24 protein-coding genes are annotated in these 24,209 nt (G+C 41.9%); 13 read left to right on the forward strand and 11 right to left on the reverse strand.

Features of this window, described 5'->3' with window-relative positions:
* Nucleotides 1-316: 316 nt before the first annotated feature.
* The 3 genes from dtd to C3007_RS05610 are packed head-to-tail and all read right to left on the reverse strand — an operon-like array spanning nt 317 to nt 2,087.
* The gene (gene dtd, locus C3007_RS05600; protein WP_103853513.1) at nt 317-751 is read right to left on the reverse strand and encodes a D-aminoacyl-tRNA deacylase; all 435 of its coding nucleotides are present in this window, start codon (nt 749-751) and stop codon (nt 317-319) included.
* Nucleotides 751-1,614 carry a virulence factor BrkB family protein gene (locus C3007_RS05605; RefSeq protein WP_103853514.1) on the reverse strand — a complete coding sequence of 288 codons (864 nt, stop codon included), beginning with the start codon at nt 1,612-1,614 and terminating at the stop codon, nt 751-753. Before C3007_RS05605 ends, dtd begins: the two co-directional genes overlap by 1 nt.
* Nucleotides 1,590-2,087 (reverse strand): YchJ family protein, encoded by a 498-nt coding sequence (locus C3007_RS05610; RefSeq protein ID WP_103853515.1) that lies wholly within the window; start codon nt 2,085-2,087, stop codon nt 1,590-1,592. The genes C3007_RS05605 and C3007_RS05610 overlap by 25 nt, the downstream gene beginning before the upstream one ends.
* A gap of 174 nt (nt 2,088-2,261) precedes the next feature.
* Between C3007_RS05610 and C3007_RS05615 the strand changes: the two genes are divergently transcribed.
* Complete coding sequence (locus tag C3007_RS05615; RefSeq protein ID WP_103853516.1) at nt 2,262-3,761, forward strand: helicase HerA-like C-terminal domain-containing protein; 1,500 nt, start codon at nt 2,262-2,264, stop codon at nt 3,759-3,761.
* A gap of 96 nt (nt 3,762-3,857) precedes the next feature.
* Here C3007_RS05615 and C3007_RS05620 read toward each other — a convergent pair whose 3' ends face one another.
* From C3007_RS05620 to asnC, 5 genes are all read right to left on the reverse strand, one after another.
* Nucleotides 3,858-4,130 (reverse strand): heavy-metal-associated domain-containing protein, encoded by a 273-nt coding sequence (locus C3007_RS05620; protein WP_103853517.1) that lies wholly within the window; start codon nt 4,128-4,130, stop codon nt 3,858-3,860.
* Nucleotides 4,127-4,504 (reverse strand): mercuric transporter MerT family protein, encoded by a 378-nt coding sequence (locus C3007_RS05625; protein ID WP_103853518.1) that lies wholly within the window; start codon nt 4,502-4,504, stop codon nt 4,127-4,129. Before C3007_RS05625 ends, C3007_RS05620 begins: the two co-directional genes overlap by 4 nt.
* Nucleotides 4,479-5,597 carry a transglutaminase-like domain-containing protein gene (locus tag C3007_RS05630; protein ID WP_103853519.1) on the reverse strand — a complete coding sequence of 373 codons (1,119 nt, stop codon included), beginning with the start codon at nt 5,595-5,597 and terminating at the stop codon, nt 4,479-4,481. Before C3007_RS05630 ends, C3007_RS05625 begins: the two co-directional genes overlap by 26 nt.
* A gap of 417 nt (nt 5,598-6,014) precedes the next feature.
* On the reverse strand, nt 6,015-6,773 hold the full coding sequence (gene udp, locus C3007_RS05635) for a uridine phosphorylase (protein ID WP_103853520.1): 759 nt from the start codon (nt 6,771-6,773) through the stop codon (nt 6,015-6,017).
* A 32-nt stretch (nt 6,774-6,805) separates the two neighbouring features.
* Nucleotides 6,806-7,258, reverse strand: coding sequence for a transcriptional regulator AsnC (asnC, locus tag C3007_RS05640; RefSeq protein WP_103853521.1), 453 nt, complete (start codon nt 7,256-7,258; stop codon nt 6,806-6,808).
* A 160-nt stretch (nt 7,259-7,418) separates the two neighbouring features.
* Here asnC and asnA point away from each other — a divergent pair, with 160 nt between their 5' ends.
* A complete protein-coding gene (asnA, locus tag C3007_RS05645) occupies nt 7,419-8,411 on the forward strand; it encodes an aspartate--ammonia ligase (protein ID WP_103853522.1) in 993 nt (330 codons plus the stop codon).
* Between the two features lie 363 nt (nt 8,412-8,774).
* Here the strand turns inward: asnA and C3007_RS05650 are convergent, their stop codons facing one another.
* Together C3007_RS05650 and C3007_RS05655 are read right to left on the reverse strand one after the other, a co-directional pair.
* Entirely contained in the window at nt 8,775-9,269 is a 495-nt protein-coding gene (locus C3007_RS05650) for a YfbU family protein (protein ID WP_103853523.1), read from the reverse strand.
* Nucleotides 9,270-9,286: 17 nt separating this feature from the next.
* Nucleotides 9,287-10,027: an MlaA family lipoprotein gene (locus tag C3007_RS05655; RefSeq protein WP_103853524.1), complete on the reverse strand. Its 741-nt coding sequence runs from the start codon at nt 10,025-10,027 to the stop codon at nt 9,287-9,289.
* 311 nt (nt 10,028-10,338) lie between these two features.
* Here C3007_RS05655 and carA point away from each other — a divergent pair, with 311 nt between their 5' ends.
* From carA to carB, 3 genes are all read left to right on the forward strand, one after another.
* Nucleotides 10,339-11,454 carry a glutamine-hydrolyzing carbamoyl-phosphate synthase small subunit gene (carA, locus tag C3007_RS05660; RefSeq protein ID WP_103853525.1) on the forward strand — a complete coding sequence of 372 codons (1,116 nt, stop codon included), beginning with the start codon at nt 10,339-10,341 and terminating at the stop codon, nt 11,452-11,454.
* A gap of 92 nt (nt 11,455-11,546) precedes the next feature.
* Entirely contained in the window at nt 11,547-12,293 is a 747-nt protein-coding gene (locus tag C3007_RS05665) for an NYN domain-containing protein (protein WP_103853526.1), read from the forward strand.
* 64 nt (nt 12,294-12,357) lie between these two features.
* Nucleotides 12,358-15,552, forward strand: a complete 3,195-nt coding sequence (carB, locus tag C3007_RS05670; protein WP_103853527.1) for a carbamoyl-phosphate synthase large subunit — start codon at nt 12,358-12,360, stop codon at nt 15,550-15,552.
* Nucleotides 15,553-15,655: 103 nt separating this feature from the next.
* On the opposite strand, the gene C3007_RS05675 is transcribed toward carB, so the two are convergent.
* The gene (locus C3007_RS05675) at nt 15,656-16,450 is read right to left on the reverse strand and encodes an IclR family transcriptional regulator (RefSeq protein ID WP_103853528.1); all 795 of its coding nucleotides are present in this window, start codon (nt 16,448-16,450) and stop codon (nt 15,656-15,658) included.
* Nucleotides 16,451-16,683: 233 nt separating this feature from the next.
* Between C3007_RS05675 and yiaK the strand changes: the two genes are divergently transcribed.
* From yiaK to araD, 8 genes are all read left to right on the forward strand, one after another.
* The gene (gene yiaK / locus C3007_RS05680; protein ID WP_103853529.1) at nt 16,684-17,682 is read left to right on the forward strand and encodes a 3-dehydro-L-gulonate 2-dehydrogenase; all 999 of its coding nucleotides are present in this window, start codon (nt 16,684-16,686) and stop codon (nt 17,680-17,682) included.
* Nucleotides 17,683-17,710: 28 nt separating this feature from the next.
* On the forward strand, nt 17,711-18,175 hold the full coding sequence (locus C3007_RS05685; protein WP_103853530.1) for a NanQ anomerase/TabA/YiaL family protein: 465 nt from the start codon (nt 17,711-17,713) through the stop codon (nt 18,173-18,175).
* 8 nt (nt 18,176-18,183) lie between these two features.
* Nucleotides 18,184-18,666, forward strand: a complete 483-nt coding sequence (locus C3007_RS05690) for a TRAP transporter small permease (RefSeq protein WP_103853531.1) — start codon at nt 18,184-18,186, stop codon at nt 18,664-18,666.
* Nucleotides 18,663-19,943: a TRAP transporter large permease subunit gene (locus tag C3007_RS05695; RefSeq protein ID WP_103853532.1), complete on the forward strand. Its 1,281-nt coding sequence runs from the start codon at nt 18,663-18,665 to the stop codon at nt 19,941-19,943. Before C3007_RS05690 ends, C3007_RS05695 begins: the two co-directional genes overlap by 4 nt.
* Nucleotides 19,944-19,964: 21 nt before the next feature.
* A complete protein-coding gene (locus tag C3007_RS05700; RefSeq protein ID WP_103853533.1) occupies nt 19,965-20,954 on the forward strand; it encodes a TRAP transporter substrate-binding protein in 990 nt (329 codons plus the stop codon).
* 61 nt (nt 20,955-21,015) lie between these two features.
* The gene (locus C3007_RS05705) at nt 21,016-22,467 is read left to right on the forward strand and encodes an FGGY-family carbohydrate kinase (protein ID WP_103853534.1); all 1,452 of its coding nucleotides are present in this window, start codon (nt 21,016-21,018) and stop codon (nt 22,465-22,467) included.
* A 45-nt stretch (nt 22,468-22,512) separates the two neighbouring features.
* Nucleotides 22,513-23,373, forward strand: coding sequence for an L-ribulose-5-phosphate 3-epimerase (locus C3007_RS05710; RefSeq protein ID WP_103853535.1), 861 nt, complete (start codon nt 22,513-22,515; stop codon nt 23,371-23,373).
* A complete protein-coding gene (araD, locus tag C3007_RS05715; protein ID WP_103853536.1) occupies nt 23,367-24,062 on the forward strand; it encodes an L-ribulose-5-phosphate 4-epimerase in 696 nt (231 codons plus the stop codon). Before C3007_RS05710 ends, araD begins: the two co-directional genes overlap by 7 nt.
* Nucleotides 24,063-24,209: the final 147 nt, after the last annotated feature.

Consider the following 24,209-nt stretch of genomic DNA (forward strand, 5'->3'; position numbering starts at 1 on the left):
AAAAGTTAAGAAAGGGCATCAAAAGATGCCCTTTTGTTTTGCTTGGATTTTGCAATGAAAAATCTGGAAAAAATGACCGCACTTTTGTTATAAAAGAATAAATAAAGTGCGGTATAAATTTTAGGGATTTTTTCTTTTCTATATTTTATTCTCTTACGTCAAATCTATTTTCATTTGACAATGAATTACCTTCTATTAGTTTAGTGTTTCAATAAAGAGAATTGGGTTAGATACACAAAATACATTAAACAGATAATAAAAAACTTAGCGAAAAAGCACCGCACTTTAGTTTTATCTATTTTCCTGTTTGTAATCCTTACACCTCCAACCAAAACGTAACTGGCCCGTCATTGATTAAACTGACTTGCATATCAGCGGCGAATTTGCCGGTGGCGGTGGTAATGCGTTGTTGGCTTTTTTGTACGAAGTAATCGTAAAGCTGTTCGGCTTTTTGTGGTGGTGCGCCGTTGGAAAAGCTAGGGCGTAGGCCTTTTTGAGTGTCGGCGGCGAGGGTGAATTGGGAAACCACGAGTAATTCACCCTTTACTTGTTGGACGTTTAAATTCATTTTGCCTTGTTCATCGCTGAAAACACGGTAGTTCAGCACTTTTTCCAGTAAACGATCCGCTTTGCTTTCATCATCTTCTTTTTGCACGCCAAGCAACACTAATAAACCTTGCTGAATTTGCCCTGTGATGTCGCCATCGACTTCCACTTTAGCTTGGCTAACTCGTTGAATTAATGCGATCATTATTGTTCCTCAATTTGTTGTAATTCAATCTCACCATTTTTTAATAAACGCATATCGCCTAGCACCGCAGCCAGCTGCGCGCCGAGTAAAATGGCAATCCAGCTGAGCTGAATCCACAGCAACATAATTGGCAGGGTTGCCATTGCGCCATAAATGAGCTGATAAGAGGGGAAATTGGTGATGTACCACGCAAAGGCCTGTTTGCCTAAGGTGAAGAACACCGCAGCGACTAATGCCCCAGCGGCAGAATGTTTAATGCTGACAGATTTATTCGGCACAATTTTATAAATTAAAGTGAAAATAAACCAAGTGAGCATAAAGGGGATAAAACTGAGTAATTTTAACCCGAAAGGCAAGCTCAGATCCGACTGCAACAAATCACCAGCAAGGCTAGTAACATAGGTGCTAACCCCAATGCTGGTGGCGATAATAATTGGCCCAAGGGTTAAAATCAGCCAGTAAATGGCGAAAGAAAACACCGTTGGACGCACACTGCCATCGTGCCAAATGCTGTTTAGGGTGCGGTCAATTGAGTTGATCAGCAACAGCGCGACCACGATTAAACTGATGATCCCAACTGCGCTCATTTGTTTTGAATTAGCGACAAATTGATCAATATATTCGCCCACTGTATCACTAGCAGAGGGGGCAAAATTGGTAAAAATAAATTCTTTCAGCTCGCCAGTTACTTCATTAAACACAGGGAAAGCGGAGAAAATGGAAAATACCACCATAATCAGCGGTACAAGTGCTAGCATTGTGCTGTAAGTGAGATAGCCCGCTGCTTGGGTGAGTTTATTTTGATTGAAACGCAACCAAAACACCTTGAGAAAGAGGCTTAGTTTTCGCCATAAAACTGACATAGCATGACTCCACAACAATGTTTAAATTTTTTCCCTGAACCGCAAATACAAGGTTGCTTCATTGCAGGCAGGGTAACAGTGGGATCGGCAAAATACCAGCGTTCCCCCACGTTTACAAATAAGGATTTTTCGTGATGAATTTGCTCGCCCTCAGCACTTGAAAATTTCGCCTTAAACTCCACCGCACTATGGGTTTTATCTAATTTAGCATCGTGTTTTACCACCTCTAAGCCCAGCCATTGGGTTTGCGCCGCCCATTGTTTTAATGCTTCATAGTCCAGCAATGTTTGTTGGCTTGGTACGGTGGTTTCCACAATATAATCAATATCTTGCAACACAAACGCCGCGTAGCGCGAACGCATTAATTGTTCGGCGCTTTGGGCAATTTTTTGCTTTTGATGTAAGGGCTGGCAACAATCTTGATATGCGTTACCCGATTGGCAAGGACAAAGTGCGGTGGTTTTTTCGTCCATTTTTTAACAATGCTCTTCCAAGTAGTTGGCAAATTAGCCTAAGCATATCACATCAAGTTGATGATTTCATTTGCCAAAAATAAAATAGGGCGTACAGAATTTGTGATAATTTTTGACCGCACTTTATTTTTTTCTTATTATGCACCCACATTTTGATCGATTTCAGAGGCTTATATGCAATATTCATTAGCACAAACAGAACAAGGCGAAGTTTTAGGATTAACTGCCAAAATGGCAAACCGCCACGGTTTAATCGCCGGGGCAACCGGGACAGGGAAAACCGTTACCTTACGCAAAATGGCGGAGGCATTTAGCGATGATGGGGTGCCAGTGTTTTTGGTGGACGTGAAAGGAGATTTGTCGGGCTTGGTAAAAGCTGGGGAATTCCAAGGCAAAGTGGCAGAGCGCATTGAACAATTTCACCTAGGCGGTGAAAGCTATTTACAAGGTTATCCTGTTTCTTTCTGGGACGTGTTTGGTGAAACCGGTATTCCATTGCGTACCACTATTTCTGAAATGGGGCCATTGTTGCTTTCTCGTTTATTGAATCTCAACGCCACGCAAGAGGGCTTGCTCAATTTGGTATTCCGCGTGGCGGATGATAAAGGTTTGTTGCTGATCGATCTGAAAGATCTGCGTGCAATGCTGAAATATGTGGCAGAAAATGCCAAAACCTTCCAATTGGAATATGGCAATGTGTCCGCCGCTAGTGTGGGCGCAATTCAGCGTGTCTTGCTTGCCTTAGAAAACGAGGGCGCAAGCAAATTGTTTGGCGAGCCTGCTTTAAACCTTGATGATTGGTTACAAACCCGTGATGGACGTGGCGTGATCAACGTATTAAATTCAGAAAAATTAATTAATTCGCCAAAAATGTATAGTGCATTTTTGCTTTGGTTAATGGCGGAATTATTTGAGCAACTGCCTGAAGTGGGTGATCCTGATAAACCAAAATTTGTGATGTTCTTTGATGAAGCGCACTTATTATTTGACGGCGCGCCAGCCGCGTTGGTGGATAAAGTGGAGCAAGTGGTGCGCTTGATTCGTTCTAAAGGGGTGGGGATTTATTTCGTTACACAAAACCCACTAGATTTGCCCGATACGGTGTTAGGGCAGCTAGGAAACCGTGTGCAACACGCCTTGCGTGCCTTTACGCCACGCGATCAAAAAGCCGTGAAATCGGCGGCCGAAACATTCCGTACCAATCCAAAAGTGAATGTGGTGGAAACCATTTCAACCTTGGGGGTGGGGCAGGCTTTGGTATCTTTCCTTGACGAAAAAGGTATGCCAACGCCAGTGGAAATTGCTTATATTTATCCACCAAAAAGTCAGCTTAAACCGATTTCTGCTGAACAGCGCAACCAATGGGTGAAAGACGATGATCTTTACCCTTATTACAATAATTATGTGGATAACGTTTCCGCCTTTGAAATGTTACAAGAGCAGGCAGATCTGGCTGCTGTCGTGCAAAAACAAGCGGAACAAGCCCAAGAGGAAGAAGAAAACGGCTTTATGGGAAGCTTAAGCCGAATGTTGTTTGGCAAGAAAAAACGCGGCGAACAACTGAGCGTTACTGAACAAGTGGTGAGCAGCGTAGCGAAATCGGTCGGACGCAATATTCGCAACCAAATCACCAAGCAAATTATGCGCGGGATTTTAGGTGCGTTGAAGAAATAAGATTTTAATTTACATCGTGAAAGGCTTAAAACCCGTGATAAGGTTTTAAGCCTTTTTTCTATATTGTCTATATTGTGAGAATTGCGGGAGTTACATTTATTTTTGTACTACTGCGTGATAATGCAACTTATCAATAGCTTGAATGAGCATTTCATCACTCACTTTCTCGTCTGCCACCACATTTACCAAACGTGAATTAAAATTCGCTTTGGTCGATTGCACTCCATCAATGTTGCGCAATTCTTTATTGACTAAATAAACGCAAAGCTGGCAATTCATTTCTTCAATATGCAGCGTAACCTTGCGTTCTGCGGCAAGGTTTGGCAATGAAAAGCTAAGTGCGGTCAAAAAAAGTAAAATTTTTTTCATTCTAAATAATCCAAAACATAAGGTAAAACATAGGGATAAGTTAAGAAAAAGAGAATAATCAGCGCCATTAGCCAATATAAAATTTGCAATGTACGGCGTGAGAGATATTGGCTACAAATGATTTTTCCTGAGAAATTCAGCAGCCAAAAGCCATAACCAAATGCGATGAGGGAAATCACGAGCATTGGAATTTGCAAAAATGCCAGCTGATTTAAGCTTACTAGCCAAGTGCTAGAAATGCCAAATAACAGATACAACAATGGCGCAATACAGCAGAGTGTCGATGCCACCGCAGCACTCACTGCGGTGGTACATATCGCCCAAAATTTGGCATTTCCGCCTTTTGGATTAGCGTTGCTGCGAGATAAATTCATAACCAAATTCTTTTGCATCAAAGGAATTTAATGGATCGCCGCCCACTTCTGCATAAGGATAACCAAAATTATTGATTGGCGCGAGTTCAGGCGTTGGGTAAAGGGTGAAATCGCGTGCGTGACTAAAGCCCATCCAGTTGCCTTCCCAATTTCCGAATAAATAATCTGAAACCGCTTGAGTATCGCTATCTGCCACTGCTTTTTTCTCTGTTAGACGATATTTTGCTACGTCCGCGGAATCCACAGGAACCCAGCCAAAACCGGCTAGATAAAATTCCGCCCGACAATGTTGTCCGCCATTTTCATTGGCGATTTTGTTTTTGGCGCTACCAAACGCGGATTTAGAATATTTGCCCATTTTCACCGCCTCTCCTAAACGAATACCGAACACTTCGCGAGCGGGAATACCAGAAGCACGCGCTAAAGCAACAAATACGGAATTAATATCCGTGCATTTTCCTTTTAACACGCCTGTTGTTAGGATTTTTTCCACATCGCCATCCCCACAGCCTAATACGGAATTATCACGCTCCATATTTGCCACAATCCATTGATGAATACGTTCTGCTTTTTTGAGCGGATTTGTTTCATTTCCTACAATTTTATCGGCGTATTCTTTCACTATCCCGTCAATTTTAATATGTTTTGTTGGCTGTAAATAAGGTTGCACATCAACGCCATATTCTATTTTTTCTGGCGCTTGATAATCTTTCAATAAGCCTTGTTTCTTCGGTTCGCGATCTTGGGTTTCCACAACCAGCGTAACCGTTAAATTACGTTTTTGTGCTTCAGGTGTCCAAGTAGCGAATAATGTACTGGCACTATATTGATTATTTTCTGTAATGTAAGCCTGTTGATAATTGCCGTCAAATGTAATGGATTTCACCGTTTGATAATCGTTACTAAAAGGCAAGGGCACCCACAAATTTGTCGTTCCTGATGAGCCTTTTGGCACTTGTAAATCATAGGTTTGCGTAAATTCGTAAGTGTGAGTAGTGGTGTTAGGATTGGCCACCGTTTGTGCATTGGCTAACGTTGCCGCAGCGAAAAGTGAGCTGGTAAAAAGTGCGGTGGTAAAAATCGTTTTTTTCATAGAAAACTCCTGTTTACAAAGTGGATTGCAAGGTTATGCCATTCAGTTAAAAATGGGCGACCTTATAGGAATTAGGCGAGAGAAAACGCGTTGCGTCAAATTATTGCCAAATTTCTAACCTTCCTTAAATCCTTAAGAGAAATTGAAAACGGCAAGAATGGTATAACGATGAAAACCAGAATTGAAAACAGTTTGATCATTTCCTATACACAATACTTGCGATATAGCTGTTCAACGAACAAAGGGATTTTACGATCTATGGGTGAAATTGCAATCTTTTGTTGATTGGTGGGGTGAAATAATCGGATAAAAAGCATAATCATTGTTATGCCTGATTTTAGAGAGCGAAGTAAAAAGTGCGGTAAAAAATTCGTAAAAATTCCACCGCACTTTCTTTTTCTAACTATTTTTCTAACATTAAACCAATAATGCCGCCGCTTTCACCACAATATCAATGGCATTTTGCTCGGTTTGATGAATGGTTTCTTCATTTGGAATTTCTTGCTGTGTACGGTTTACAATCGCACCAGCTACCATACCAGCACGCAAGCCTAAAGCAGAACACATAGTAAATAAGGTGGCACTTTCCATTTCGTAGTTCATTACATTTAGCTCTTGCCATTGTTTTAATGAACCTTGATAGTGGCGGTAAATTTTGCCAGTGTAAGTATCGTAGCGCTCTTGCCCTGGGTAGAACGTATCTGATGATGCGGTGATACCAATATGTACTTTCGCTTTATCATTTTTTAATGCTGCTTTGTGAAGCATTGAAGTGCAAGTAAAGTCCGCTACCGCTGGATATTCTAATGGTGCGAAATGGCGGCTTGCCCCATCTAAACGCACTGCTCCTGTGGTGATCAAAATATCGCCTACATTAATATGTGGCTGAATTGCCCCTGTTGTACCAATGCGTAGGAAAGTGCGCACGCCTAATTGAGCCAATTCTTCCACCGCAATAGAAACCGAAGGTCCACCGATCCCTGTGGAACAAACCACTACAGCCTTGCCGTTAAGATAGCCAAGCCAAGAAGTAAATTCTCTGGTTGCGGCTAAAAATTTTGGATTGTCCAATAAACGAGCAATACGCTCAACACGTTCTGGCGCACCAGGAACAATGGCAAGTTGTGCGCCATCTAACATTGCTTTCGTTAAGCCTAAGTGAAATACATCAGACATAATGACTCCTATTTTAGTTATAAATGAATGAGTTATGGAGTAATATCACGCAAAATTGGATTTTGCATTGAAATCAACGTTTCGGTAGATTGAATTTCATCAATCAACTGAATTTTGGTTGCGAGTACGGAATGGAGCTCCGCAATGGTGTGGGTCATCACCTTAATAAAAATGGAATAGTTCCCCGTGGTGTAATAGGCTTCCACCACTTCTTCAAATTTTTCTAATTTCGCGATCACCTTATCGTAATCTTTCGCACTTTTGAGAATAATGCCAATGAAACAGCAGACATCATAGCCTAGTTTACGCTGATCGATGCGGATCTTTGTGCCTTGAATAATACCCGCTTGACGCATTTTTTCTACACGAACGTGAATTGTCCCAGGGCTTACGCCAAAATTTTTCGCCATTTCTGCGTAAGGGGTGCGTGCATCTTTAATTAACACACGCAGGATTTGTTTATCTAAGTTATCAATATTGTGCATTTTCTCTTTCCAAAATTAAATTTGATTTAAAATTATAGCCACTTTTTTATGGGAAAACCATTTTCGATCTTATTTTTGTTTGTGGGTATTGAATTTTGCTCCCATATCATTAAATAATATGCAACGAAAATCAAAACCAGTAATAAACAAGGTTCATACAATGGAAAAATCATTTATTTTACAACAACAAGAAATTAGCTTTGCTAAAAACACCTTTACCCAAAAACTTTTGGAACATTTAGGTCTTGTAGAAGTTCAAGGCCCTATCCTAAGCCAAGTGGGCAATGGTATTCAAGATAATCTTTCAGGAACAGAGAAGGCAGTTCAAGTAAATGTGAAACAGATCACAGATGCTACCTTTGAAGTGGTTCATTCTTTAGCCAAATGGAAACGCCATACCCTTGCGCGTTTTGGTTTTGCGGAAGGTGAGGGCTTATTTGTGCATATGAAAGCCTTACGTCCAGATGAAGACAGCCTCGATCAAACCCACTCTGTTTATGTGGATCAATGGGATTGGGAAAAAGTGATCCCAGCAGGTCGCCGTAACCTAGATTATTTAAAAGAAACCGTGCGTGAAATTTATCAAGCGATTTTGGAAACAGAAGCCGCAGTAAGTGAAAAATTCGGTTTGACTCGTTTCTTACCGCAAGAAATCACTTTCATTCACAGTGAAGATTTAGTGAAACGCTACCCGGGAATGAACGACAAAGAACGTGAAAACGCCATTTGTAAAGAATACGGTGCAGTGTTCTTAATTGGTATCGGCGGCGAATTATCAGACGGTAAACCACACGACAAACGTGCGCCAGACTATGATGATTGGACAACCGTTTCTGAGGGCGAATACAAAGGCTTAAACGGTGATATTTTAGTGTGGAACCCAACCTTAGAGCGTGCTTTCGAGCTTTCTTCAATGGGTATCCGTGTTGATGAAACTGCTTTACGCAAACAGCTTGCCATTACAGGTGATGAAGATCGCCTACAATTTGACTGGCACCAAGATTTAGTAAACGGTCGCTTACCCCTTTCTATCGGCGGCGGTATTGGTCAATCACGTTTAGCAATGTTATTGTTGCACAAAAAGCACATTGGTGAAGTGCAATCGAGCGTATGGCCTAAATCTGTAATGGAAGAGTTTGCCAACATTCTTTAATTTCCTTAAAAGCATAAAAGCCTAACTTTTTGATTTGCTGTCAAAAATTCAGATGAATTTAATGACTAGGCCTTGTCTTGCACTGGGCTTAGTCCTTTTAATTTCATTTGAATATTGCGTCTGGTTGACAGTTATTCTCGTTAAATAGCGTCATTAATGAGCCTATGAATATCATATTTTTGAAACATTAATAATACTAAACATAATTTAGGGAATAGCTGGAGAGCGTAATATTCCACTGATTGATGTATGCCCGCTCATTCTTGGCTTAAAGAATAATGTTTTTTCATAAAAAATCTGCTCCTTAATTGGTTGACCATATTCAACTTTTAGGGAGCAGATCACTATGCTGTGGTTTTCACATTAAGCATTCAGGATTTTTTGAATTTCCGCCATACTTAAATGATATTCGTGTGGGCAGCTGCGCCACGCTTCGAGCATTTTGATGTATTTATCCCACATTGGGGTTTGTGAATCACAGCCGTGTTCGCATTGCATAAATTCTGGATATTTGCCCTCTGTGGTGGTGATAAAACGTAAATAGTTGAGATATTTTTTCTCGCGCACCGCACAGTAACCTGCAAATTGTAAGCGGTGTGGTGTTACGGTGGTGGTGTCGCCTAAATTGCTGTAAGAAACGTGCAGGGCGTGGTACATTTCAAGAGTATCGCGCACAGTTTGGCATTCTTGTTCTGAAAGGTTAGAGAATTCTTTGTCTAACTCTTTTAATTCTAAGCCAAATCCGCCTTTCACGATCGTCTCCAAGCGTGTATATTGCGTCGCATTATTTGGATCTAATAAGCCCATTAATTTGTATTGATTGGCTAAAATTAAGCGTTGTGTTGAGGTCATTTCCATAGTGTGATTTCCTATAATTAATCAATTTCTTTTAGTTCATCTTGTGAAAGGGCTTCGCCTTTGCTTTCCACATTGCCGTCTTTAACGTGATATTCCAAATTTTGGAAATAGGCTTCGCGGAAAGTGACATAAGGATCTTGCGCTTGGTCTAGCAAGGCTTCTTTGTCTAACATTTTGGCGCGTGCATCAATGCCTTGAATGCCAGCTTTTAGCAAGCTCCAAGGGCCTAACAAAGAAAGCATTGGATAAGTGGTATCCACTAAGTTACCTAAATCTTGGCGTGGGGTGGCTGGCCCGTACATTGGCAACATCACATAAGTCCCCGTATCTACGCCGTAAGCACCTAGGGTATCACCGAAGCGGCGTTTTTCTTCCACGCGTAATGGTGGGCTGGCGCTCGCCCAGTCAATTAAGCCACCTAAGCCGAAAATACTGTTAATCCAGAAGCGATTGAAATGCACCATTGCTTTTTTAAATTCACCTTGCAATAGGCGATTGACGAAACTGGCTGGTTCATCAAGGTTATTGGCTACATTGATAATCCCTGTTTTAACTGGCTGCGGCACATAGTCTTTCCAGCCTTTGGCAACAGGTTTAAGAATATAAGGATCGGCAACTTTGTAGTTGAAATCCCACATTGCACGGTTAAATCCTTCAAGGGGATCTTTGCGCTCACCAGTTTGCGGATCAATGGTCGCACAGCCTGTAAGCATTGCAGAACCCAGCACCACGCTGGCAAGTAATACAGATTTTTTCATAAATAAGCCTTGTTACTTAAAATAAGGTACATTGTAAACAACTTGGTGAAAATCTACAAAATAAATCAGAGAAAAATAAATTGCTTGCATTACATTGATTATTTATGCAAAATTAATGAATAAATATATTGTTCATTCCTTACGAATTTGCTTGAATATTGGGCTATTGTCTTTTAGAATTAGCCCGTTTAGCCTGTGAGCTAACCACCAATGCAATTTAGCCTAAACGCCAAACAAAAGTGCGGTGTTTTTTTGCTAAATTTCGGTTAATGAGCATTCGTAAGTGTTCACCTACAATTAAGGAGTTTTTTATGTCTAGTCCAGCAATTTTAGTCTTGGCTGACGGCAGCGTTTTCCACGGCACCTCTATTGGCGCAAGTGGCACAACCATTGGCGAAGTGGTGTTTAACACGTCAATGACCGGTTATCAAGAAATCTTGACCGATCCTTCCTATTTCCAACAAATCGTTACCCTAACCTATCCCCATATTGGCAACACTGGCACCAATAATGAAGATCAAGAAAGCAATGCGGTGTACGCCAGCGGATTAGTCATTCGCGATTTACCTTTATTACACAGCAATTTCCGTGCCAATCAAAGCCTAGCAGATTACCTAAAAGCCAATAACGTGGTGGCCATTGCAGACATTGATACCCGCCGTTTAACCCGTTTATTGCGTGATAAAGGCGCAATGGCAGGTTGCATTATGGCGGGTGAAATCGATGAACAACAAGCCCTTACACTGGCACAAAGTTTTGGTTCAATGGCGGGCAAAGATTTAGCCCAGCAAGTGACCTGCCAAGCGCCTTATGAATGGACGCAAGGGGAGTGGCAATTAGGCAAAGGCTATAATCCACAGCCAGAACAGAAATATCATATTGTCGCTTACGATTTCGGTGTCAAACATAATATCCTCAGAATGTTGGCAGAGCGTGGCTGTAAAATCACTGTGGTGCCAGCTAAAACTTCCGCCGAGCAAGTGCTGGCTTACCAACCTGACGGCATTTTCTTATCCAATGGCCCCGGCGATCCTGAACCTTGTAATTATGCCATCAGCAATATTCAAACCTTGCTCAAAACGAAAAAACCGATTTTCGGCATTTGTTTAGGGCATCAATTACTCGGGCTTGCCGTAGGCGGTAAAACGAAAAAAATGCCATTCGGGCATCACGGTGCTAACCACCCCGTGCAGAATTTGGATTCGCAAAAAGTGTATATCACCAGCCAAAACCACGGTTTTGAAGTGGACGAACACAGCTTGCCAAAAAATGTGAAAATAACCCACCGCTCTTTATTTGATAATTCCGTGCAAGGCATTGAACTCACCGACCAAGTGGCGTTTTCTTTCCAAGGTCACCCCGAAGCCAGCCCCGGCCCAAATGATGTAGCGTATTTGTTTGATAAGTTTGTGGCAGTGTTGGAATAAAGAACAACGAAATAAAACTACGAATTGTGTAATTATGCTATTTATTTGATAAGTTAGTAAAAGATATATGATGAATAATGGGAGTGAATATTATGACAAAAAAAGTAGATTATAACGATGGAAAGATAGCTCAGTTAGCGTTATTAATAGATGATGATAATGCTTCAATAAAAGATATTCCTTTTATTTTGAAGGAAATTACAAAATATGGTGAGGCCACATTAAGAAGAATTTATGGTAATTTTGTTGGCAGAAATGCTCACTGGAAAGAAACGATTAATACACACGCAATAAAACCAATGCAACAATTTGCGTATACCACAGGAAAGAATGCGACAGATGGTTATATGATAATTGATACAATGGATTTGTTATATAAGAATTTATTTGATGGTTTTTGTCTTGTATCTAGTGATAGTGATTTTACTGCCTTAGCAATACGGCTAAAAGAAGAAGGGGTTAAAGTGTATGGATTTGGAAGAAAACAAACTCCAGAGTCTTTTCGTAATGCTTGTAGTCATTTTATTTATGTTGAGAATCTTTGTGAGAATACAGATGAAGTAAATAATGATTCTAGTAATATTTCTTCAGAAAATGACCACTTACAATTACCGAAAAATATAATAAAAACGATTTTTGAAGAATTTGAGCAAAATGAATGGATTCATTTAGGATTACTTGGTCAGAAATGGAGATTGCTTGAAACTGATTTTGATCCGCGTAATTATGGCTGTAAAAAATTGAGTGATTTGGTTAAAAAATACCCAGATGTTTTTGAAATTAAAACTCAACAAGATAGTGGGGTAGAGCAACTTTATGTACAACTGAAAAATATATAAATTGTTAGATGATAATTATTTAGAAATTCTACTATCTTAAACTGATTTACATAGAGAAACCAAAATGCCAAAACGTACAGACATAAAGACAATATTAATTATCGGTGCAGGCCCGATTGTGATTGGGCAGGCGTGTGAATTTGATTATTCGGGCGCGCAAGCGTGCAAAGCGTTGCGCGAAGAAGGTTATAAGGTGGTGTTAGTGAACTCTAACCCCGCCACCATTATGACCGACCCAGATATGGCGGACGTAACCTACATTGAGCCAATTACTTGGCAAACGGTGGAAAAAATCATTGATAAAGAGCGTCCTGATGCCATTTTGCCAACAATGGGCGGACAAACTGCGCTGAATTGTGCCTTAGATCTTTCCAAAAATGGCGTGCTGAAAAAATACGGTGTGGAACTGATCGGTGCAAGTGAAGATGCCATTGATAAAGCGGAAGATCGCGGACGCTTTAAAGAAGCAATGGCGAAAATCGGCTTAAATACACCAAAATCCTTTGTTTGCCATACTTTCGATGAAGCTTGGGCTGCGCAAGCGGAAGTGGGCTTTCCAACGCTCATTCGTCCATCTTTCACAATGGGCGGTTCAGGCGGGGGGATCGCCTATAACCGTGATGAATTTGTCGCCATTTGCGAACGCGGATTTGATGCCTCTCCAACCCACGAATTACTCATCGAACAGTCCGTACTCGGCTGGAAAGAATATGAAATGGAAGTGGTGCGGGACAAAGCAGACAACTGCATTATCGTCTGCTCCATTGAAAACTTCGACCCAATGGGCGTGCATACGGGGGATTCCATCACCGTTGCCCCCGCACAAACCCTCACCGATAAAGAATATCAAATTATGCGTAATGCCAGCCTTGCGGTGTTGCGTGAAATCGGCGTGGATACGGGCGGTTCAAACGTGCAATTTGCCATTAATCCTGCCAACGGCGAAATGATCGTGATCGAAATGAACCCGCGTGTGAGCCGTTCTTCTGCCCTTGCCTCGAAAGCCACAGGCTTCCCCATCGCAAAAGTGGCAGCAAAATTAGCGGTGGGCTATACGCTCAATGAATTGCGGAACGACATCACGGGCGGGCTAATTCCTGCCTCTTTCGAGCCGTCCATTGATTATGTCGTAACCAAAGTGCCACGTTTTGCCTTTGAAAAATTCCCGAAAGCGGACGATCGCCTCACTACGCAAATGAAATCGGTCGGCGAAGTGATGGCAATGGGACGCACTTTCCAAGAAAGCTTACAAAAAGCCTTGCGTGGTTTAGAAACGGGCATTTGTGGGTTTAATTTGCTTTCCGAAGCCCCTGAGAAAATCCGCACCGAGCTAGGTAATCCCGGCCCGAACCGCATTCTTTACGTTGCCGATGCCTTTGGTGCGGGCTTTAGTTTGGAAGAAGTGCATCATTATTCCAAAATCGACCCGTGGTTCTTAGTGCAAATTCAAGATTTGGTGCAAGAAGAATTGGCACTTGAGCAAAAAACACTAGATCAGCTCGATTATGCAGAGCTTCGCCGCCTAAAACGCAAAGGTTTCTCCGATAAACGTATTGCTCAATTGGTAAAAAGCACGGAAAGTGCGGTGCGAAATTTACGCAAATCTTTCAATCTTCACCCTGTTTATAAGCGCGTGGATACTTGCGCGGGTGAGTTTAAATCCGACACCGCATACCTTTATTCCACCTATGAAGAAGAATGTGAAGCCAATCCTTCTGATCGTAAAAAAATTATGATCTTAGGTGGTGGACCGAACCGTATCGGGCAAGGTATTGAGTTTGATTATTGTTGTGTACACGCTGCCCTTGCCTTGCGTGAAAGCGGCTTTGAAACCATTATGGTGAACTGTAACCCTGAAACGGTTTCCACCGATTTTGATACCTCAGATCGCCTTTATTTTGAGCCGCTCACCCTTGAAGATGTGTTAGAAATCATTCACGTTGAACAGCCTTATGGCGTGATCGTGCATTATGGCGGTCAAACCCCATTAAAACTTGCCAATGCCTTGGCAGAAAATGGCGTCAATATTATCGGCACGTCCGCAGACAGCATTGACGCAGCCGAAGATCGCGAGCGCTTCCAACAAATTCTGCAACAACTTGGCTTAAAACAGCCGAATAACCGCACGGCACGCAATGCCATTGAAGCGGTGCAATTAGCGGAAGAAGTGGGCTACCCGCTGGTGGTGCGCCCTTCCTATGTGCTAGGCGGACGGGCAATGCAAATCGTGTATAACGTGGACGAACTCAATCAATATATGCGTGAGGCGGTGCAAGTGTCGGACGACAGCCCGATTTTGCTTGACCATTTCTTAAACAACGCTATTGAAGTAGATGTGGATTGCATTTGCGACGGCAGCCAAGTGGTGATCGGTGGCATTATGCAGCATATTGAACAAGCGGGGATTCACAGCGGTGATAGCGCTTGCTCGCTGCCACCTTATTCCTTAAGCACGGAAATTCAAGATAAAATTCGCTATCAAACAGCGGCAATGGCAAAAGCCTTGAACGTAGTGGGCTTAATGAACGTGCAATTTGCCGTGCAAGATGGCGTGATTTATGTGTTAGAAGTGAACCCGCGCGCCAGCCGTACTGTGCCGTTTGTGAGCAAAGCCACAGGGCGACCGTTAGCCAAAATCGCCGCGCGTGTAATGGCAGGAATGAGCCTCAGCGAACAGCAAATTCAAGGCGAAATTCAACCGCACTTTTATGCGGTGAAAGAAGCGGTTTTCCCATTCATCAAATTCCCAGGGGTAGATACCATTTTAGGCCCTGAAATGCGTTCTACTGGCGAAGTGATGGGCGTGGGTGAAACCTTTGCCGAAGCTTTCATCAAAGCCCAGCTTGGCGCAGGCGAACGCATTGCGAAAACCGGTAAAGTGTTCCTTTCTGTGGATAACAAAGACAAAGCACGTTTATTGCCAATCGCCCAGCGCTTGCAAGAACAAGGCTACGGCTTATGCGCCACCATTGGCACGGCGAACTTCCTACGCGAAAACGGCATCTTCGCGCAAATCGTCAATAAAGTGCGTGAAGGCCGCCCACATATTGTGGACGCCATCAAAAACGGCGAAATCGCTATGGTGATAAACACCGTAGGCAGCCTGCCTGAAAGCGTGGAAGACAGCCACTCCATTCGCCGCAGCGCATTACAACAAAAAGTGTTTATCCAAACCACCCTCGCCGCCGCCGAAGCCTTAGTGGAAAGTGTGAAGAATTTAGATGATTACAAGGTTTACGCCTTACAAAACTTACATTAAGCAAAGGGGCAAATGCGAAAAAAGTAAAGTGCTGTGTAAAATTCGCGAGTTTTTTATATCAATAAAAAGGCTGGGAAACCAGCCTGTTTTTCGTTGGGAGAATTTATTCTGCGATATTTTCATACCCTAATTCTTTTGAAATTGCCCTTGCTACGTTTTGAATTTTATTTAGCAGATAAGGAATGCCAATTTGACGCAGTTTATAAGATGAAAGTGATACTGAAACTGCGTAATCTACAATTCCGTGGTAATTAAAAATTGGGCAAGCCACGCAAACCACACCTATTTCATTCTCTTCTCTATCCATTGCGAATTGTTCCTGCCGAATATCATTTAGCTCTTTTTCCATTAAATGAATATCCGTGACGGTGTTGTTGGTAAGCTGCTTGATATTATGTTTTTGTTGTTGCCAATAATGGGCGAGATAATCTTCATTTTTTTCGTAAGCAAGGTAAAGTTTGCCCATTGCTGAACAGTAAAGTTGCAATCGTTGTCCGATATAGGCTTGGGTTCGTAGCATACCTGTGGTGGGTTCAAGTTTATAGATCATAATGGCGTGATCGTCTTCTCTTTTAGAGAAATTGACGGTTTCGCCAAGGCTAAGGTTAAGCTCTTCTAAATAAGGTGCTGCAACATTAATAATGTTTAACGAAGCAAGCATTTTTTGCCCTATTCCTAAGCATTTTGTTGTTAAACGATAATTTCCTGCAATTCCTGATGGTTGTACATAGCCTTCGCTTTGCAATCCTTGTAATAAACGATGTACGGTACTTTTATTTAACTGTGAAATTTCAGCTAATTTTGCAAGTGGGCATCCATTTGGAAAGTCGCTCAAAATATCAATTAAGCGAAGCCCTCGAATGAGGCTTTGATTGCCACCAACTTTATCTTCAGACATAGTGATTCTCCAAGCTATTTTTAAGCATTTAGTCTAACAAACTTACTATACTCTCTCCATTTCATATTGTGGAATAAAATTTCAAATAAATGAGAGATTGATCACAAATTAAGAAAAAATATTTTAACTAATTGATTTTAATAGTTTTTTATTTTTGGTGGAAGATTGACTTTATTTCGCTTAATAATGTAATTTATGGAACATAATTTCACAATATGAAATAAGAGGTCGTTATGTTAGTTTCCTATGAAGATTTAAAAGCCGAATTTAAACGCGTTTTACTTGCACGCAATGTGCGTGAGGAAATTGCGGAAGAATGTGCCACAGTGTTTGCTGATACCACACAGGCCGGTGCTTATTCCCACGGTGTGAACCGCTTCCCACGTTTTATCCAGCAGTTAGAAAATGGTGATATTGTGCCAGAAGCTGTGCCAACAAAAATATTGTCGTTAGGCGCGATTGAGCAATGGGACGCTCATCAAGCCATCGGTAATTTAACGGCGAAAAAAATGATGGATCGTGCAATGGAAATTGCTGATCAATATGGTATTGGGGTTGTTGCATTGCGTAATGCAAACCACTGGATGCGTGGCGGAAGTTATGGCTGGCAAGCCGCAGAGAAAGGCTATATCGGTATTTGTTGGACAAATGCGTTAGCGGTTATGCCACCTTGGGGAGCAAAAGAATGTCGTATTGGTACAAACCCACTGATTATTGCCGTGCCAACGAACCCAATTACGATGGTCGATATGTCTTGTTCTATGTATTCTTATGGAATGTTAGAAGTTCATCGCCTAGCAGGTCGCCAAACCTTTGTTGATGCAGGATTTGATGATGATGGCAATTTGACCCGTGATCCTGCTACGGTTGAGAAAAATCGTCGTTTATTGCCAATGGGCTTTTGGAAAGGATCTGGACTTTCAATCGTGTTAGATATGATTGCTACTTTACTTTCTAATGGCTTATCCACCGCTGCTGTTACAGAAGATAAAGATGACGAATATTGCGTTTCTCAAGTCTTTATTGCCATTGAAGTTGATCGCTTAATTGATGGAAAAACGAAGGATGAAAAACTTAACCGCATTATGGAATATGTGAGAACTGCGGAACGTGCTGATCCTGATGTTGCAGTTCGCCTACCTGGACACGAATTCACAACGATTTTAGCGGAAAATAAAGCAAAGGGTATTCCTGTTGATGATACCGTATGGGCGAAGTTGAAAGCATTATAGTGTGATGAGTGAATAAAAGGAGTGAGCAATGTACTTTGGGCATATTAATCATTTCAATGCAAAGGCTTTTCCAGAGGCCATTCAGATTGCATTGGCGTATTTGAAAAATACTGATTTTGATCAACTGCCAGCAGGGCAATATCCAATTAAAGAGCGGTTGATTTTTGCACAGGTTTTGGATTTGGAAACTAAACCCAAAGCAGAAATCTTGCCCGAAGTACATCGCCATTATCTTGATGTGCAATATTTACACTGTGGTCAAGAGCGGATTGGTGTAGCTTCAGATCTGGGCAGTAATCCTATTGCTCAGGAATATAATCCAGAACGCGATATTCTTTTTTATCAATCAGCAGAAAATGAGAGTGAATTGATGATGAGAAAAGGCAATTTTGCGATTTTCTTCCCTGAGGATGTTCACCGTCCTGCTTGTATTGATGAACAATCGTGCCATATTCGCAAAGTGGTTGTGAAAATCGCGTTGAGCGAGATTTGAGGTGAAAAATGAAATCTCTCGTTAATGTTATAGCTAAAATACTCAGCATTACTGTTGTGGCTATCCTTGCTACTATGTCGTGCTTGGTTTTTCTCAATGTGGTATTACGCTATGGTTTCAACAGTAGCATTAATATTACAGAAGAAGTTTCTCGTTATTTATTCGTGTGGCTCACATTTCTAGGCGCAATCCTTGCGTTTAATGATAATCAACACGTCAGCGTGACTATTCTAACCAGCAAACTTTCAGCATATAAACGCCATTGTTTAAGTCTAGTTACTGACGGTGCGATGTTGTTCTGTTGCTATTTGATAGTTGTCGGTGGCTGGACACAATTTCAGCTTAATCTAAGTAATTTCGCACCAATTTCAGGGTTGCCACAAGGGATCACCTATCTCGCCAGCGTTGTAGCGGGAGTGTTTATTGGGGGGTTACTTATCACGCGTATTTGTGCGAATGCGAGTTTGTTAGTGAAAGGAGAAATTCAATGACCGTTATTATCTTCCTTTCTGTGTTACTTGGTGCCATCATTTTAGGCATTCCTGTTGCCTTCTCCTTATTAATTTGTGGCATTGCCTTGATGATTCATTTAGATTTATTTGATGCACAAATCTTGGCACAACAAATTGTGAGTGGTGCAGATAGCTTTTCATTAATGGCGATCCCATTCTTTATTCTTGCCGGTGAAATTATGAATGAAGGGGGATTATCAAAACGAATTATTGATTTGCCAATGAAATTGGTTGGGCATAAACGCGGTGGTCTAGGTTTTGTAGCGATTTTAGCGGCGATGATTATGGCGAGCTTATCAGGTTCTGCCGTGGCTGATACCGCTGCCGTTGCTGCAATGCTCTTGCCAATGATGAAGACAACCGGCTATCCCTTAGGGCGTTCAGCTGGTTTAATTGGTACCGCTGGTATCATTGCGCCAATTATCCCGCCATCAATTCCGTTTATTGTGTTTGGCGTAGCGAGCGGTGTTTCCATCACCAAGCTCTTTTTAGCAGGTATTTTCCCAGGCGTGTTAATGGGGAGTTGTTTAGCGGCACTTTGGTGGTGGCAAGCTAAACGCTTAAACCTGATGACATTCTCTAAAGCGACCAAGCAAGAACTCTGTATTTCCTTTAAAAATAGTATATGGGCGTTGCTATTACCCGTTATTATCATTGGTGGTTTCCGTCTCGGTATTTTTACCCCAACGGAAGCGGGAGCTGTTGCGGCATTTTATGCTTTATTTGTGGCAATCTTTATTTATCGCGAATTGAAAATTAGTGCATTGTACAAAGTGCTACTTTCAGCAGGTAAAACCACAGCAGTAGTAATGCTGTTAGTTGCAGCAGCAAATGTTACTGGTTGGCTAATCACCATCGCAGAATTACCACAAATGATTACGGAATTATTAGAGCCGTTAATTGAATCCCCAACGTTACTACTTATTGTCATTATGCTTGTGGTTTTTGTTGTCGGAATGGTAATGGATCTTACGCCAACCGTCCTTATCTTAACCCCAGTGCTAATGCCTCTTGTTGAAGAAGCTGGCATTGATCCTGTGTATTTTGGCGTATTGTTTATCTTAAATACTTCTATTGGTTTAATTACACCACCTGTGGGCAATGTATTGAATGTAATTACTGGCGTGTCAAAACTTCCTTTTGACGAGGCGGCCAAAGGTATCTTGCCTTATATGCTAATGATGATTGTCTTATTATTTGCCTTTATTTTTGTTCCATCACTTATTTTGACACCACTTTCGTGGATGCAACCTTAATCAAAATCCAAGGAGATTATTATGAAACTATTTAATTTAAAAACCTTAGCCGCATTAGTGACTAGCGCAGTGATGCTGACTTCAACTGCAGTTAATGCAGCAACCACATTACGTTTTGGTTATGAAGCACCGCGTAGTGATACTCAACATATTGCTGCGAAAAAATTTAATGAGCTATTAAAAGAGAAAACAAAAGGCGAATTGAAATTAAGCCTATTTCCTGACAGCACCTTAGGTAATGCACAAACAATGATTAGTGCAGTGCGTGGCGGCACCATTGATATTGAAATGTCTGGTTCGCCAAACTTTACTGGGCTAGAACCAAAATTAAACGTGATTGATATTCCATTCATCTTTAAAGATCGCGAACACGTTTACAAAGTGCTTGATGGTGAAATTGGACAGGGTTTATTAAAAGACCTTGAAGCACAGGGGCTAAAAGGTTTAGCGTTCTGGGACGTGGGTTTCCGTGCTTTCTCAAACTCAAAACATCCTGTCACGAAACCTGAAGATATTAAAGGGTTAAAAGTGCGTACTAACCAAAACCCAATGTATATTCAGGCCTTTACACTGTTAGGGGCAAACCCAGTACCAATGCCACTTTCAGAGCTTTATACCGCTCTTGAAACTCGCGCGGTAGATGCACAAGAACACCCAATTGGCATTTTCTGGTCTGCTAAACTTTATGAAGTGCAAAAATATTTGAGCCAAACCAATCACGGTTACACCCCATTAATCGTTGTAATGAATAAAGCAAAATTTGATGGGCTTAGCGCTGAGTTGCAACAAGCTATCTTAGATGCCGCAAAAGAAGCAGGGCAATATCAACGCGATCTTAATGTCAAAAATGAGCAAGAAATCGTAGCTAATTTACGGAAAGCTGGTGTTGAAGTGATTGAAAAGGTCGATACCGCACCGTTCAAAGCCATTATTGAAGCGGATGTACGTAAATCATTTATCGACAAACACGGTGATCAACTCGTGAAAGAAATTGATGCGTTAGCACAATAATCAAAGTGCGGTCGAAATTTTCGAGATTTTTCGACCGCTTTTTATCTTTGGGAGAGCATAAATGACTTACTATTTAGGCATTGATTGTGGTGGCACTTTTATTAAAGCCGCATTATTTGATGAATTCGGCACGATGTTGGCTTGTGTGCGAGAAAACGTACCACTCATCAGTGAACAAGCAGGGTATGCTGAGCGTGATATGCCGCAGTTATGGCAAATTTGTGCCAAGGTAATCAAGAAAACCATTGAACAAAGTGGAGTATCTGCCACAGAAATTAAAGGTGTAGGAATTTCTGCACAAGGGAAAGGGGCATTTTTGTTAGATCAGCAAAATCAACCTCTTGGTCGTGGAATTCTTTCCTCAGATCAACGTTCACTAGACATCGTCAAGCAATGGCAACAAACAGGTATCCCAGAACAGCTTTATCCAATAACACGCCAAACTCTATGGACTGGACACCCCGTTTCGATTTTACGCTGGCTTAAGGAAAATGAGCCTGAACGTTATGCCAATATCGGTGCCGTGTTGATGTCACACGATTATTTGCGTTTCTGTCTAACTGGGGATCTATTTTGCGAAGAAACCAATATTTCAGAATCCAATTTATACAATATCAACACCCAGCAATACGATCCTGAATTAGCCGAATTACTTGGCTTGCCGGGGATGACGGAAAAATTTCCGCCGATCGTCAAAGCAAATCAGATTGCTGGTTATGTCAATGAACAAGCTGCACAACTAACCGGATTAGCACAAGGCACCCCCGTAGTGGGCGGGCTGTTTGATGTGGTTTCTACGGCACTTTGTGCGGGTTTAGATGATGAAACGAAATTAAATGTGGTGCTAGGAACTTGGTCTGTAGTGAGTGGGGTAACGGATCATATTGATGATAGCCAAAGCCTTCCATTTGTCTATGGACGTTATGCGCAAGAAGGAAAATTCATTATCCACGAAGCTAGCCCAACATCGGCGGGTAATCTTGAATGGTTTGTAAAAGAGTGGGGAAATCTCAGCTATCAGGCGATCAATGATGGTATTGATGAATTACCTATAACCGAAAGTGCGGTGCTTTTTGTGCCATTTTTATATGGCTCAAATGCAGGGCTAGGAATGAAATCAGGATTCTATGGGATTCAATCCCATCATAACAAAATGCATCTGTTTCAAGCCATCTATGAAGGGGTACTATTCAGTATGAAGTACCACCTTGATCGAATGTTGCAACGTTTTCCAAATACGCAAGTGCTACGTATTACCGGCGGGCCAGCCAAGTCGCGAGTATGGATGCAAATGCTTGCTGATCTCACGGGAATGAAAATTGAAGTTCCAGCAATTGAAGAAACAGGGTGCCTTGGTGCGGCAATGATGGCGATGGAGGGGACTCAAGGGCGTGCAATGCCATTCACTGCGAAACAACAATGTTTTACGCCAAATACGCAAAACTTTACTATTTATCAGAAAAAATATCAGCGTTATCAGAAGTTTGTTTCCGCATTACAATCTTTGTTATAAATCAAAGTACGGTCAAAATTTCACTAATTTTATTAGGAAAACAAAATGAGAAAACACAAATTAGGCATTTATGAAAAAGCCTTACCTAAACATATCAGCTGGCAAGATAGACTTTCCATCGCCAAAGCCTGTGGCTTTGATTTCGTGGAAATCTCCATTGATGAAAGCGATGAACGCCTCAGCCGCTTAGATTGGACAAAAGCACAGCGCCTTGAACTGGTGCAAGCCATCATCAATACCGGCGTGACAATTCCCTCCATGTGTCTTTCTGGGCATCGTCGTTTCCCCTTTGGCAGCCACGATGAAGCTACACGTCAAAAAGCCTATGAAATCATGGAAAAAGCCATTCAACTGGCGGTAGATGTGGGCATTCGCACCATTCAGTTGGCAGGCTATGATGTGTATTACGAAGAACAAGACGAAAGCACCCTTGAGCGTTTCCAACAAGGAATGGAATGGGCGGTGGCATTGGCGGCAAGCAATCAAGTGACCCTCTCAATGGAAATTATGGACACGCCATTTATGAGTTCCATCACGCGCTGGAAAAAATGGGACGACCTCATTCGTTCTCCTTGGTTTACCGTCTATCCAGACCTCGGCAACTTATCGGCGTGGAACGATAATGTCGATGAAGAGCTCAAACTGGGTATCGACAAAATTTCCGCCATTCACTTAAAAGATACCTACAAGGTGACCGAAACCTGCCCAGGGCAATTCCGCGACGTGCCGTTTGGCGAGGGCTGCGTGGATTTTGTAGGCTGCTTTAAAACCCTTGCAGCACTCAACTATCGTGGCGCGTTTTTGATTGAAATGTGGACAGAAAAAGCTCAAGAGCCGATTGAAGAAATCATCAAAGCACGCCGTTTTATTGAACAAAAAATGCAAGAAGGAGGCTTCCCATGCTAGCGGAATTACGCGAAAAAGTCTTACAAGCCAATTTGGCTTTACCAAAACACCATCTCGTTACCTTCACTTGGGGAAATGTCAGCGAAATTGACCGCACTTCGGGATTGGTGGCCATTAAGCCGTCAGGTGTGGATTATGAAATGATGACCGCCGATGATATTGTGATTGTGGATGTAAACACCGGCGAACGCGTGTGGGGAACGAAAAAGCCTTCCTCCGATACCGCCACACACCTTGAGCTTTATCGCCAATTCCCTGAAATTGGCGGCATTGTGCATACCCATTCGCGCCACGCCACCATTTGGGCTCAGGCGGGGTTAGATTTAATTGCCGCAGGCACCACACACGCGGATTATTTCTATGGCAGTATTCCTTGTACAAGAAAAATGACGCCAGAAGAAATTGCAGGCGAGTATGAATTAGAAACCGGCAAGGTGATTGTCGAAACCTTCCGTAATCGCAAAATTGAAGCGAAAGATGTTCCTGCTGTATTAGTCCATTCCCACGGCCCTTTTGCTTGGGGAACTGACTCAGATAATGCCGTACATAATGCGGTGGTGTTAGAAGAAATTGGTTATATGAATTTATTCAGCCGTCAACTCAACCCTAATTTAACGCCAATGCAGCAAGAATTATTGGATAAGCATTATCTCCGCAAACATGGTAAGAATGCGTATTATGGGCAGTAGAGAAAACAATAGATAGAGAAACCAAGCAGTAATGTTTGGTTTCTTTTTGAATCACGATAAAACCTAGAAAAACTAATCAAATTAATTGCTATTTTTTCATAATAAATCGGGTAGAATAGCCAGAGTTCAGTTTTACATTTGATAATT

The sequence above is a fragment of the Avibacterium gallinarum genome (genome assembly GCF_002921135.1).
Classification (GTDB): Bacteria; Pseudomonadota; Gammaproteobacteria; order Enterobacterales; family Pasteurellaceae; genus Avibacterium; species Avibacterium gallinarum.